This is a genomic window from Psychrobacter sp. NC44, from assembly GCF_904846655.1.
GTDB lineage: Bacteria > Pseudomonadota > Gammaproteobacteria > Pseudomonadales > Moraxellaceae > Psychrobacter.
The window spans coordinates 165539-179180 of record NZ_CAJHBN010000003.1 but is presented as its reverse complement, the minus strand read 5'-3'; the positions used below and the strand labels follow the sequence as shown (position 1 = coordinate 179180).

Sequence of the window (13642 nt, the reverse complement as noted above, 5' to 3'; positions counted from 1 at the left end):
GACAAAGCGTGTGAAAACTAGCGTACCAACTTGTTTAATCCATCAGCAAAAGCTTTTTTATCACGATCGCCATAAGGTTTTTGACCACTCATTTCTTGTAGCTCGAGCACGCCAGTACCGCGCATGGTATCCATGAAATCACGCATATTGAGTTTTTGCTTGATGTTATTTTTATCATAAACCATACCGCGTGTCGTCAAGACCATACCACCTTTGTCCAAAATGTCATTAGCCAAAGGAATGTCGCTAGTAATAGCCAGATCGCCTGGCTGTATTTGCTCAACGATATAATCGTCGGCTTTATCAAACCCTGATGGCACCACCGTCATGACCAGCAGTGGTGACTTACGCAGTTTGATCGCCTGATTGGCGACGAATATTGCCATGGTTTGTGTGCGTTCAGCGGTTTTGATAATCAAATCTTTGGCAATCAATGGCACTGAATCGGCATCTACCCAAATCTGCATTATTTCTTAACCTTTTCTGTTTTTGCCTTAGCGTCGATAGACTTAGTTGTTTGGCTGTCATCGATATGGACTTCTATACCCTCTAAAATATTGTCATTGTTATTGTCAGTAGTGGTTAGACTATCTGCCGCTTTTGGCTGGCTATCAATCGCAGATGGTTTTTTCTCAAGTCCCATTTTATTGGGTAGCGTAGCGACGAGCTTGGCCAAAGCAGGCTCTAAGTCGGCAACATCATTAGGCATCAAGGTAATATGCGCAATTTTGCGGTCATCGCGTTCTGCTTTATGGTAGCTATGATAGTGCGCACCATCGATATTTAGCACCGCGCTAATATCTGGATATTGCCCCAGGACATTGAGCATAATGGCTGGATGCACGTTGTCGGTGTCACCTAATGGCAGATTGACGACGGCACGAATGTGGTTTTCAAATTGGCTGGTGACAGCGCCTTCAATACTCCAATGTCCTGAATTATGCACACGCGGCGCAATTTCATTAGCGAGTAGCGTGTCATGACCACGCGCATCTTTGGTCACAAAGAGCTCAAGTGCCATCACACCAACATAGTCTAAGTGGTTCATGATCTTGGTGATGGCATCGGTTGCCTGTTTGAATAAATGACTGGTGCCAACGGCAGGCGCTTGGGTCTTGGCTAAAATACCATTATGATGATGGTTTTCGACCAAATCGTAGCAACGAACCTGACCATTTTGTGCGCGTGCGGCGATAATAGAAAGCTCGCGGCTAAAGTTAATGAAACCTTCTGCAATCAAAGGTGCAGGCGTTGGCGTTAGTGAGCCCTTACCCGTAACTGCATCTTTAAGATCTTGCCATGCCGCCTTGATATCACTGTCTTGTCTAATCACAAACTGACCTTTGCCATCATAACCACCACGGCTGGTTTTTAGGACAATAGGCAGTCCTAATTCATGACAGGCTTGCTGCAAATCCGCTTCAGAGTTGACAGCCATAAAGGGTACAGTGGCAATATCAAGCGAATTGAACATTTGCTTTTCTTTCAAGCGGTCTTGAGCGATATCAAGCGCAATCAATGGCGGAAACATGCCTTGTTTGCTACCTGATTTTGACAAATCAGTAAGCTGTTCGACTGTCGCCGTCGGTGTGTTTTCAAACTCTAAGGTGAAAACGTCTGCTGCGGCGATGAAGTCTGCTAACTGATCACTATGAAAGACGCGGCCGTATAGGCTAGCAGGGCATTCAGCGCTGTCTTCTAAAAACACACATTGGTAGCCCAGTGGCATCGCTGCTTCGGCAAGCATCATACCAAGCTGACCACCGCCTAAAATACCGATGGTACGAATGGTTTGGGTAACAGGGTAAGCGTTCGCTGTAGTCATGGCAGGCTCTTTGAGTTAAAAATGAATAATATTTTGGGTGTAATAAAAGGTAAAAAGTCATCTATTAAAATAGGAAAAGGTGCATTACATGCACCTTGTATTAAGTAAAACCCATCTAAAAATAAATATCAAGTAAATAGCAGCTATGTCTCAATAATGGGATTCAAGAACCGTTATCAAAGACAGGTAATTAGGTATTGATAATGCCTGGCGTTGGGCTAGCAAGGATAGTATCAGTTTGCGTTTGGCGCAGATTGTCCAGCTTAGCCGCAATGGTCTCATCATTCAATGCTAACACTTGAATCGCAAGCAGAGCAGCATTGTAAGCGCCTGCTGAGCCAATCGCTAATGTGCCAACTGCGACGCCTTTAGGCATCTGTACGATAGACAAGAGACTATCCCAACCGCTGAGCATGGAAGACTTTACAGGAACACCAAACACAGGTAACGGCGTTTGACTGGCACACATGCCAGGCAGATGAGCAGCACCGCCAGCGCCAGCGATGATAACTTGTAGACCGTTATCTTTTGCGCTTTTTGCATAGTCAAACAATCTATCAGGGGTGCGGTGTGCTGACACCACTTCACAATCAAAGGCGATATCAAAGTCTGCGAGTAATTGCGCTGCCGCACTCATGGTTGCCCAATCAGATTGTGATCCCATAATAATGCCAACTTTTGGCTGACCAGCAGGGGAGGCGATAGGGCTGTTTTGATCCATCGTGTTAACAGTAGCTGTTGTGGTGCTCATGCTTTGATATCCTCAAAAAGACCATCATACAAAAGTTTTGTTGCTCTCGTAAAGCCAAGTTTGATTTTTAATAAAAAAGCGGGGGCAATAGTACCAATTTTATGGATTGGGGTTTACCGTTTTATCATGGCGATATTGGACAAAGTTACTGGCTTTTAGTGGCAATGGTTGCTCAGTATTGAGCTGATAACAAGTCAGATATCCGCTGTCTACCGCCGCTGAATAATCAGTACAGGCAACTTGTGAACTCAGTGGCTCAGGCGTGCCAGTTAGCCAATAATGACCGACAAATACTGCTTTATTCGTTTTCAGGGCGAAATCAATATTTTCAGCCAACACCTCTTTTGGAATCTGCGCCAATGCTGATGCAGGCGCACGCGCCACCTCATAAAGACGGCGCTTATTCAGCCCGTCAAGCCACCAGCATACTCGAACGCGCTTGCGCTCAGTGCCTTCTTTATCGACCATGATCATGCCGTCGGGTAATGCTGTTTCTACACCTTTTAATACCCGCTCTAGCGCGTCAAATGGCGCCGTGTTTTCTTTGGCAGTGGCGACTAGCCCGTGCGGCGTTAAACAGTTATCGTTAGTCAATAATGGCTGCAATACTGCCATACTATCGACATCCCAGCAGGCATGAACAAAACAAGCGTCGTCTGTTTCAATCCATAAAGGCAGCTCATATAACCGATTAAGCCAATATTGATGACGCTCTGAGCCAAAAGCTATTTCGGCTAAAAATGCCGCATGTTGGCGTGTATGTATGTCATTGTGCGAGCGCAGATATTGGCTGGAATTATCAGGGTCAAGTGTGGCAAAGGCGAGGGCATTATATTCATGATTACCCATTATCGCATCTGCCACGTTAGCATCTAACATGGCAAAAACAATCTCTAAGGTAGCCAATTGCTGTGGTCCTCGGTCAATCAAGTCACCGATAAATAACGCCTGATGCCCTACTGGCGGTACAAAGTACGTGCCATTATGAACGTAACCTAGCTGCTCTAATAAGCCAATTAACTTGTCTGCGTAGCCGTGAATATCACCGATAACATCTATCATCATAATAATTATCAAATTCTTAAATAGTTTGTTAAGTATAAGTTTGTGCAAAACATAACGCGACGTTAATCATTGCTTAGTTACTTAAATTGCCATCATAAACCAAGTGCTCATTTCACTTTTTATCACTGAGTTTTATTTCAGTTTTTACCACTAAACTTCATTACTGAACTTATTACTAAATTTAAAGCCCAGGCGATAATAGCGCATTGATAAAATGCGGTAGGACTTGCGGTTCTAAAATAATCGTGGCAATAACCCCAAACGCGCCGCCCCACATATGCGCCATATGATTGATATTAGAGCCGCCCCGTTTGTCTGCATAGATACTATAAGCAATATAAGCGACGGCGAATAGGATCGCAGGTATAGGAATAATCGCGAATAGGTAGATTTTTTCCCACGGTGCCAGCAAAATAAAAGCAAACAACACGGCTGATACACCGCCTGACGCGCCAAGGCTTAAATAGCTCGCATTGTTTTTATTCTTAAGGTAGCTTGGAATCATCGCAATGATAATGGCCAAGACGTAAAAGACCACAAAACCATAGCCAAATAAGAACGGCTGATACAGCCCTTCAATAGCACGACCGAAAAAGTATAAAGTAAACATATTAAAGAGCAGGTGCATGCTATCGGCATGAATAAAGCCATGCGTGACAAAACGGTCCCACTGCCCATTATTTACCGCTGGCGGATAAAAAATAAGTCGATTAAATACTGTCTTGTTTTGCCATGCCACTAAGCTGACAATAACCGTGATAATAATAATAAGGGTCGTATGATTGAACAAAGGGAAATCCTTAGGCTGCGCCTGATATGTGACAATGTGATGAATAACAATGTTCAAAGCCTACGCATTATGGCTGAGTGCAAACTAAATAGGACTGACAAGCAATTATTAAGCATGAGCTATTTATAATAAAGTAATACTAACAGTAGTTATGACAATGCAAAAACTTATTATGTGACAAAATAGTGCATTTATATGCTTTTATAGTGAATAATATAGCAGGCTGTCAGGCAAATTAAGTAATGCTTCGTATCTTGACGGTAATGGCGGGTTAAATGAGAGCGGTATCCAAGAATACAGACGCTAACGACAAGTAAAATAAACGTTTCATGCGTTGGTAAATTTAAAATAAAGGCCGAAAGAGGCAGTAATCTATGAGTATTATCGACCAATTAGAAAAGACCGTAACGCCAGCTGTCATAGGTGAGCGCAACAGTCATGATAGTGTGGCTTACAGCAGCTTGCTAGAGCAGTTTTATGCCATCTTGGCATCACGTCTCGCCTTGCCGCAAGTGTATTCACAATTTATCCGCGCCGAGCAAGGGATGGTTGATAGAGTCACAGAAAGTCCACTGTTCGAGCAACTGTGGCAAGATAAAAGCATACAACAGCTTATGATCCGAGAGCTGTCTGCTACCCATCATATTGATGAGTTTGCTACGTTACAGCTGCTTATCAATGCCGCGCCACTGGCTTATCGTGAGCTGACAGTATTGGCAAACGGCCAGTTTTTACCAGCGTTTTTGCAGGGAGAGCAGGCGGCACTGCGTCAGTATTTACCGATGTGGTCAGCACCTATTATTACTGCTCCTCAAAACGTAAATAGCGCATCAGAATCACACCCACACATCGCCGTGGATATTGATAGCGTACCAGTGCGTGACACCTCCTTGGATGGACGGAAAAATTCTCATATAGATACCAGTACGATCGCCGCAGCGACAGCCGCTTATAAGCAAAATGCTGATACAGCAGATAAAAAAGATATTGGAAATACTGATGTAGAAAGTATGAGGATAGGTGATACCGATGGTCATTTTAGCGCTCATACTGGCGCCATTCATGCCAATCCATCCACGCATCATTTGGCAGAAAATAGCAGTATGAAGCAAGAAAAAGTGCGTACTCGCAATCAACGTAATGATTTAGTGGTACGGGTGGGTTTGTTAATAGTAGCCATTGCCGCGATAGGGCTTGCTGCTTGGGCAATATTAATCAGACCGAACAACGCGCCGCCTGTAGAAGCCGCTGCGACAATGCCTGTTGTGGTAGCACCAACGCTTGCACCAGTAGCGCAGGTCATGACTCCCATTGAGCTCATCGTTGGCGTAGATAACAGCGGTAGTCTGTATGCCTGTAGCGCTACCATTGGCGATGCAGCGCTGCAAAGCACCTTGCAACAAGCGCTCAATACCAGCTTTGGTGAGCAAGCGAGTATTTGCGAATTAACAGTACAGGCTGGAATTGCTAGTAGTATTGCCAATTTACCAGAGGAAGTACTGCCCAATGTCTTGACGATGATTAGGTCTACGCCATTTGCACGCCTACATTTGCAGAATGATCGTCTTATGTTAGAAGCGCCAGATAGTATGCTCTTGCAACGACTGGTTACGGATATGCGTACTTTGATACCTGCCATGGTCATCGATAGTACTGCACCACTACCATTGCCTGAAAATAACGATGCCAATGCAATGAATAATACGAATAACCAGTTTGAGAATGAGGGAGCTGCCAACAATCAGTATGCTAATGACTATAACAACGGTGGGTCTGGAGAGTTTCAAGCAGCAGATGATGATACAGGCGATCGTATCGTACCTAATCCTGCACCCAACAATTATAGTAACAATGCCAACAATATTCCCAGTAACATTCCTAACAATACCCCTAACAATGCACCGATGAATAACAGACCGTCAGGTTCTATTTCAGAATCGGAGGTAGATGATATGGCAAGCACACTCATCATCGCTGAACCTGCACAAGTAAGGAATAAATGATTGGATAATAGAGGTGTTTAACGATTGTTTAATCACCTATCCATTGAAACAAGTTATCAAGTAAAGATGGCGGTATAAGTTGCTTATACCGCCATTTTTTCTGTAGATACCCAGTTAGAAGTATCTAAAAAACCATAAAGTATCTGAAAAAAGGATGTATTTTCTCCATTTATACATAAGTTTTACTGATTCTTTTATGGCTTCTCACTGGGTTAATGGTTGGTTATTTGCCATGTTTTTGGTTACGTGTGACACTTGAAATATTACCTAACGTATCATTTGTACAACAACCTGTTGATTGTTAACACTGACTTAATACTTTTATAATGATGAAAATTGAAAAGGGTCAAGATGGTTTTAGCTGTCATGGTTCTTATTTCAAATCATTATTTTATCTGGCATTTTTTGAATATTTAAATTATATAAATCGATACTTATGTAGGTATTAATAGGAGAATTGTATTATGGATATTATCAGTCATTTGACGCGTACAGTCAGCCCAGCCGTGCTGGAAGATGATCATAGTCCCGCTAAAAAGGGGCTACTGGAGCAGTTCTACGCTATTTTTGCGGCCCGCTTAGCGGATAACGATACTTATAATCGTTTTGCAAATGAGAATATCACTCGTGACGACCAAGGTTTTTATGACCGTGTATGGAGCGATGATTCGCAACGTGATCAAATCGCTCGTGAGCTGGCAGGCAAGCATAATGTTGATGCAACGTCTTCGCGTGGACTGATAGCGATGGCAGCGCCACTGGCTTTTCACGAAATCAAAAGCTTGGCAGGTACCACACCAGTGCCGCAGTTTTTAAATGATAATCTCGACAGTTATCAGCGTTATATTCCTGCCTGGGCAAGCGCCGTTCTGCCAGTCGGTATGTTGGCAGCGACGCCTGCTGCTGGCGCGCGTATCTCTGATACGGTGAGCACCGCTCCATTGCAACGCGAAGAAGAGCAGCAAGGCAGCTTTATGAAAGCATTGCTCCCCATTATTGGTTTGATTATTTTAGGCGCATTGGCTTGGGCTTTACTTCGTGGTTGCCAAGAGAACCCTGAGCCTGTCGCTACACCGGTGGCTACTGCCCAACAAGCAGTGCAGGGAGAGGGTCAGTTGGCAGTGGCAGGTGATATCGAGCCTGCATCATTGCGCATTGCGACTGGTGAAAATAGTGAACTGTATGCTTGCCGTATGAATGTGGGCGACGAGACCTTGCAGACCAATGTAATGAATGCGTTAACCAGTGCATTTGGTGAAGAAGCCAATAAATGCCGTTCTGATGTCGATGATAATTTTGCAGTAGATATGCCAGCAGCGGCTCAGCTAGCTACTATCTTGCCTATCGTCAAAAATGTACCAAATGCGAGCATGATCATCAAAGGCGATGTTATCACTGTCAATGCGCCTGATGCAGCGGCATTAGATAAGCTAGTGGCTGACTTACAAGCGGCTGTTCCTGCGATGACCATACAAGCCGAAGGACCGTTAGATTTGCAGGGTGAGATTGATAATAGTTTGGCAGCTGCGGATGTTGCTATGACCAATCTTGGTAAAAACCCAGATCCACGTGATGTGGCTCGTGCATTGAGTATTCAGGTGATCAACTTTGAAGTGGATGAAGCGGTCATTCCTGATGTCAATAAAGAGCTGCTTGACCGCGCTGCTAAGATTATCAACGAAGTACCGAATATGAAGCTGACGATTATCGGTCATACTGACAGTCAGGCATCAGATTCTTACAATGTAGAATTGTCTCGTGATCGCGCTGAGGCAGTGAAAGAGTATTTGGTATCTCAAGGTGTTGATGCCAGTAAACTGATGACGAAAGGCATGGGTGAATCAGAGCCTATCGCTGATAACTCAACGGAGCAGGGTCGCTTCCGTAATCGCCGTATTGAATTTATAGTCAATGACGAGATGGCCAGTGCAAACGATGGTATGATTATTAGTAATGATGCGCTTGACCCAGACTTAAACCCTCTAGATAGCAATAACGATGACTTATTGCCTGATGGTGATGATGCCACTCAAGGTACGGCAGTCGATCCAGCCAATTAATGCACAAAGGATTGATTGAGTTATTACTAATTTAAAAAACCGCATCTTATAAAAGGTGCGGTTTTTCATTTTGTTAAGGCTGTTGTTTATAGGTGGCTAATGATAAGTATCTAATAATAAGCGATTATTTATAAGCGGTCGGATCTTTTGATTCAGTAGCGCTGCGAGTCGCTTGTGCCTCAGATTGAGGATTAAAAAAGGTTTGAGTCACGTTTTGCTTTGCCTGTTGCCAATAGTCAAATTGTTGGCAAGTTGATTCTAGATCACCTTGCCATGTTGGTATCTGTCCGCACATTGTTTTAATACGGTTTTGATTGGGATAAGGCAGCTCTTGTGCGGTCTCTGCGGCTTCATGGGCGGCGACGCGGTCATTACAAACCAGCGCAATATCACAACCCGCTTCAATCGCGGCTTTCACACGTGCACTGACATCGCCTGCGGCTTGAGCACCTGCCATACATAGATCATCAGAGAATAAGACCCCATCAAACTTTAGCTGATCCCGTATGATGTCCTTGAGCCAAATTTTAGAAAAACCTGCTGGCTTATCATCGACTTGCGAAAAAATAACATGGGCAGGCATTAAGGCATCAAGCCACGGTAGGGTTTGGGCAAAAGGCTGCATATCGCTATGCATAATCTCATCCAAGCTACGCGTATCGATGGCCTCAGCCACATGGGAATCAGGGGCAATCGCGCCATGACCGGGGAAGTGCTTACCCGTGGTTGCCATGCCAGCGGCTTTCATACCGCGCATAAACTGAGTCGCCAGCGCAGTGATCGCTTGCGGCTCTTGGTGAAAGCTACGATCCCCAATGACTTGACTGATGCCATCTCTGTCAAGTACTGGGGCAAAACTGAGATCAATGCCCACTGCCAATACTTCTGTTGCCATTAGATAGCCACAATCGTAAGCACAGCTTAGCGCATGGCTAGGCTCTTGATTAAATAATTCCCCAAGCCTGCCCATGGCGGGTAGTGGGGTAAAGCCATTGCGCAGGCGTGCGACTCGTCCACCTTCTTGGTCGACGCCGATTAATATGTCCGGGTTGTGATAACGTATATCGTCACACAACGCCCGTACTTGTGCGGCATCTGCAACGTTTCGGGCAAATAGAATCACCCCGCCCACTTGTGCCTGTTTGATTAAGCTGACATCTTCTGCTGTCAGTGCGGTACTATCGATATCAATCATTAAAACGCCGTACATTGCGTAATCCTTATGGTGTTATATATTGTTATATGATCGGTTCAGCTTCAAATAAATAAATGATGATAATTGGCAGTGTGCAACTATTATCAAAACTGCTTTATTATGACAGTTATTAGTAAATGAGCATAATGTGGCAGATGAATAGACTCAAATCAATTCGTGAGTGGGCATTGAATCATCAATAAATGACCCAAATAATGATGAACAATAAATGTAATAGAAAGTTTGGTATGTGCAGGCGTAGCGTGTAAGATTGCTTATACAGTTTGAGACAGTTGGATATCTATGTGCATGATAATATTGAGTGATTTTTAACAACATATTAGCAAACAGCAATGGCATTTAGTGACCATAATTATTCAGAAAATAGTATTTTAGAAAGTATCGTTTTAGATTTTAGAAAGTATCATTGAATACATATTCGATTGATAATGGTAGATAAGTATTTCGTGACTTAAAGATAAAGCATTTATAGGCGGCGATTGATTCAGTCACTTTTGATTTTTATAAAACAAATAATATTATTAACGTAAAATAACTAGGTATATATGATGAAAAAACAACCAGCACAGTGGTTACTCAGTGCAGCGTCAGTGGGCATCGCCGGTATTATTCTCACCCAGAGCTACGGGACGGCAATGGCCGACACCAATACTGAAGGCTTTGTACAAACCCCTGAACAAAAAGTCACCACTCGCCAAGTAGCCGCATTGCTGGATCGTAGCCACTATTTGAATCAGCCGCTAGATAGCAAAACGGGCAGCGAAATCTTGTCTATGTATATCGATAGCCTTGACCCAAACCATACGTTGTTTTTGCAGTCTGATGTGGATGAGTTTAAGAAAAAATACGCCGATGAATTCGGTGCTCGCCTCAAGCGTGGCGACTTATCTGCAGGAGTAGAGGTCTTTGAACGCTATCGCAAACGCTCAAATGAGTATTTTGCGATGGCGAGCAAGATGCTAAAAACCGATATTGATTTGACGAGTGATGATACGATCGTGCTTGACCGTGAAAAACTCAATCATTTTAAAACCAAAAAAGAGCAGCGTGATTATTGGACGCGTCAGCTGAAATTTCAGCTGATGAGTATTACCTTGGGCCAAGAAGATGAAAAAGCCAAAGAAAAAGTATTCCTGAGCAATCCAGATATTACTCGTGGACAAGATTTGGTGCGCAACGACCAACGTACACCAAGCGAGATTTTACAAAACCGTTTATCGCGACAGCAAGAGCAGTTTAAGCGTCTCACAAACGATGAAATCATGGAAACCATCTTAAATACGGCGATGCTGACTTACGATCCGCACAGTAATTATTATGCACCGATTCAGGCCAACGAATTGCAAATCCAATCTAGCCTGCAATTAGAAGGCATTGGCGTCTCTATTCGTCCTGACCGTAAAAACCCAGATTATACTCGCATCGTGACCTTGGTCGATGGTGGTCCAGCAGCCAAATCTGGTCAGATTAAACCCAATGATTTGATTATCGGTATTGCCAAAGATGGCGAGAACATGACAGACGTGGTTGGCTGGTCAACGCGTGAGATTGTGAGCTTGATTCGCGGTAAACGTGGCACGTCAGTGACCATCAAAGTGCGTCAGCCAAATACCCCTGATGCCAGTGCCCGTAACGTGACGGTGGTTCGTGACATTATTCAACAAGAAGAGTCAGGGGTTACCCAGCGCGTGGTAGAAGTACAGCGCCCTAATATTGATAAAACGCCAAAACGCATCGGCGTCCTTGAGATACCAAGCTTTTATCTGAATTATCAGGCACGCCGTAACGGTGAAGATTATCGCAGCGTCAGTATCGATACCGAAAAAGCATTGAAAGCGTTGAATAAAGAAAATATTGATGGCCTCGTGGTTGATTTGCGCAATAATCCAGGTGGTTCATTGGATGAAGTAGCAAAAATGCTTGGCTTCTTTATCAAGAGTGGACCGATGGTGCAAATCCGTGACAATCGCGGCAACATTCAGGTCTACCGTGACGATGATGGCGGTGAGCAACTTTATGATGGCAAAGTGGTCGTTATTACCAACCTAGCGTCTGCCTCAGCCAGTGAGATATTTGCCGCGGCTATCCAAGATTACGGTCGTGGGCTAGTGGTTGGCAGTACGACAACGGGTAAAGGTTCAGCGCAGATTCAACTCGATAATTTGGCATTGGGTTCAGCCACTTTAACGCAGCGCAAATTCTATCGCATCACTGGTGGTAGTACGCAGAATAAAGGTGTTGTACCTGATGTAGAGTTGGTCAATATCTACGATGATGCCACTTTTGGCGAACGTGCGCAGAAAAAAGCGTTACCTTGGGATACCATCAAAACGGCGCCTTACAAGCCTGAAGGTAAGTTCACTGATACGACGTTAGCGACACTTAACCAGCAGTCTAAAATTCGTCAAGAGCAAAACCCACAGTTTGTTTATCTCTCAGCGCTAAACAACATTCGCGATATGGAAGATGAGAAAAAACCAATTCCACTTGATATCAATAGCCGCCGCGCTAAGATGCAGTTGATTGAAAAGCGTTCACTAGAGGCTGAAAATAAACGTCTTATTGCAACGGGTGAGCGCCCTTATGCCAATTGGAACACCTATCAAGCAGCAATGGATGCAAAATTTGAAGAGCGCAGTCGCATGAAAGCCAAGGAGCGCCCAGAGCTACCGGAAGACGAAGCCTTCATCAATGAAGCGGCCTATATTATGCTGAGCGCTGAACCTAAAGCATTGTTAAGCCCTGAAGAGAAGCTATAAACGGTCAGTATTGTCAGCCAAAAAGGCTGTGATTAAAATCCACGTAAGCATATGCTTACATGGATTGACGTTTATACCTCTTACTAACCATGAGGCAATCTGCGATTATAACTGTACGGCACGATTGAACGAAAAGGTTCATTGATACTAGGGATTGGTATCTCAAAGGTCGCATCAGGGATAGGTGGTTTGCTGATTAAGGATGATAAGGCTAGATGCCTGTCAGTTATAGGATACTCCGGGATTAGGTATCATGTAACGATAACATGGATGGTTAGTGATAAAAGCCGCATAACGCTTGTCGTTATGCGGCTTTGTTACGTCTGCTATATATTAATTGAGAAACACGCCTAACTAGCTAATAGATCCTAATAGGTAACACAGTAGCAGTGAATAGTTTGTAAGCCTGTCAGGTTACTTAATGTACACCTAAGAGGCTCATATTTTAAAAAGGTGATTGTGATAAATAATAGCCATAAAAAAAGGTCAGTAGACAAAGCCACTGACCTTTTTTGAACAAATGGCAATCTTAATAAAGACTACCATTTAACATCTCACTATACTCTAGAAGAGATTAGTGCTCAACGCCACCAGCGCCATGGACATGACCATGGTTTAGTTCATCTTCAGTCGCTGCACGCACTTCTTGGATTTCAACATCAAACGTCAAACGCTTACCAGCCAATGGATGGTTTGCATCAACGGTCACTTCTTTGTCATTTACTTCAGTAACGGTAACTAGCATTACTTGTCCGCCAGCTTCTGACTGAAACTGCATACCCGGCTGGATATCTTCAACGCCTTGGAAGTTATCACGTGGTACATGTTGTACCGCTTGCTCTTGATATTCGCCGTAGCCATCAGCAGGTTCAACAACAGCATTGACTTGTTCGCCAGCAGATTTACCTTCTAGCTGTTGCTCAAGGCCTGGAATGATGTTGCTGTGGCCATGTAAGTACGCAAGTGGTTGACCTTCTGGTGATTGGTCAAGAATGTTGCCTTCGTCGTCTTTTAGTGTGTAATTGAATTTGACGGCAGTGTCTTTTGCAATAATAGTCATAAGTTATCCTAAATATATCTATGTAAAAAATTAAATACGGTTGCAATAAACCTAAAAAATCCAATCAGCAAGCCAAATAGCCACGTCATTAGTCAATTATCATCAGTTTATTA

10 protein-coding genes are annotated in these 13642 nt (G+C 43.8%); 3 read left to right on the top strand and 7 right to left on the bottom strand.

Going from position 1 to position 13642, the window contains the following annotated elements; translation table 11 throughout:
* Positions 1-17: 17 nt before the first annotated feature.
* From JMX95_RS03380 to JMX95_RS03360, 5 genes are all read right to left on the bottom strand, one after another.
* Entirely contained in the window at positions 18-467 is a 450-nt protein-coding gene (locus JMX95_RS03380; protein WP_201552692.1) for a YaiI/YqxD family protein, read from the bottom strand.
* Positions 467-1825, bottom strand: a complete 1359-nt coding sequence (locus tag JMX95_RS03375; protein ID WP_201552694.1) for a 5-(carboxyamino)imidazole ribonucleotide synthase — start codon at positions 1823-1825, stop codon at positions 467-469. Before JMX95_RS03375 ends, JMX95_RS03380 begins: the two co-directional genes overlap by 1 nt.
* A 190-nt stretch (positions 1826-2015) precedes the next feature.
* Entirely contained in the window at positions 2016-2576 is a 561-nt protein-coding gene (gene purE / locus JMX95_RS03370) for a 5-(carboxyamino)imidazole ribonucleotide mutase (protein ID WP_198329602.1), read from the bottom strand.
* 99 nt (positions 2577-2675) lie between these two features.
* Positions 2676-3641 (bottom strand): metallophosphoesterase, encoded by a 966-nt coding sequence (locus JMX95_RS03365; protein WP_201552696.1) that lies wholly within the window; start codon positions 3639-3641, stop codon positions 2676-2678.
* A 181-nt stretch (positions 3642-3822) separates the two neighbouring features.
* Positions 3823-4431, bottom strand: a complete 609-nt coding sequence (locus tag JMX95_RS03360) for a rhomboid family intramembrane serine protease (RefSeq protein WP_198329603.1) — start codon at positions 4429-4431, stop codon at positions 3823-3825.
* Between the two features lie 374 nt (positions 4432-4805).
* Between JMX95_RS03360 and JMX95_RS03355 the strand changes: the two genes are divergently transcribed.
* Both JMX95_RS03355 and JMX95_RS03350 read left to right on the top strand, forming a co-directional pair.
* A complete protein-coding gene (locus tag JMX95_RS03355) occupies positions 4806-6434 on the top strand; it encodes a hypothetical protein (RefSeq protein ID WP_201552698.1) in 1629 nt (542 codons plus the stop codon).
* A gap of 464 nt (positions 6435-6898) precedes the next feature.
* Positions 6899-8494 carry an OmpA family protein gene (locus JMX95_RS03350; RefSeq protein WP_201552700.1) on the top strand — a complete coding sequence of 532 codons (1596 nt, stop codon included), beginning with the start codon at positions 6899-6901 and terminating at the stop codon, positions 8492-8494.
* A 124-nt stretch (positions 8495-8618) separates the two neighbouring features.
* Here the strand turns inward: JMX95_RS03350 and nagZ are convergent, their stop codons facing one another.
* The gene (nagZ, locus tag JMX95_RS03345; protein ID WP_201552702.1) at positions 8619-9704 is read right to left on the bottom strand and encodes a beta-N-acetylhexosaminidase; all 1086 of its coding nucleotides are present in this window, start codon (positions 9702-9704) and stop codon (positions 8619-8621) included.
* Between the two features lie 554 nt (positions 9705-10258).
* Here nagZ and JMX95_RS03340 point away from each other — a divergent pair.
* Positions 10259-12469 carry a carboxy terminal-processing peptidase gene (locus tag JMX95_RS03340; RefSeq protein ID WP_045443512.1) on the top strand — a complete coding sequence of 737 codons (2211 nt, stop codon included), beginning with the start codon at positions 10259-10261 and terminating at the stop codon, positions 12467-12469.
* Positions 12470-13043: 574 nt separating this feature from the next.
* On the opposite strand, the gene JMX95_RS03335 is transcribed toward JMX95_RS03340, so the two are convergent.
* Complete coding sequence (locus JMX95_RS03335; protein WP_045443514.1) at positions 13044-13529, bottom strand: FKBP-type peptidyl-prolyl cis-trans isomerase; 486 nt, start codon at positions 13527-13529, stop codon at positions 13044-13046.
* Positions 13530-13642 lie beyond the last annotated feature (113 nt).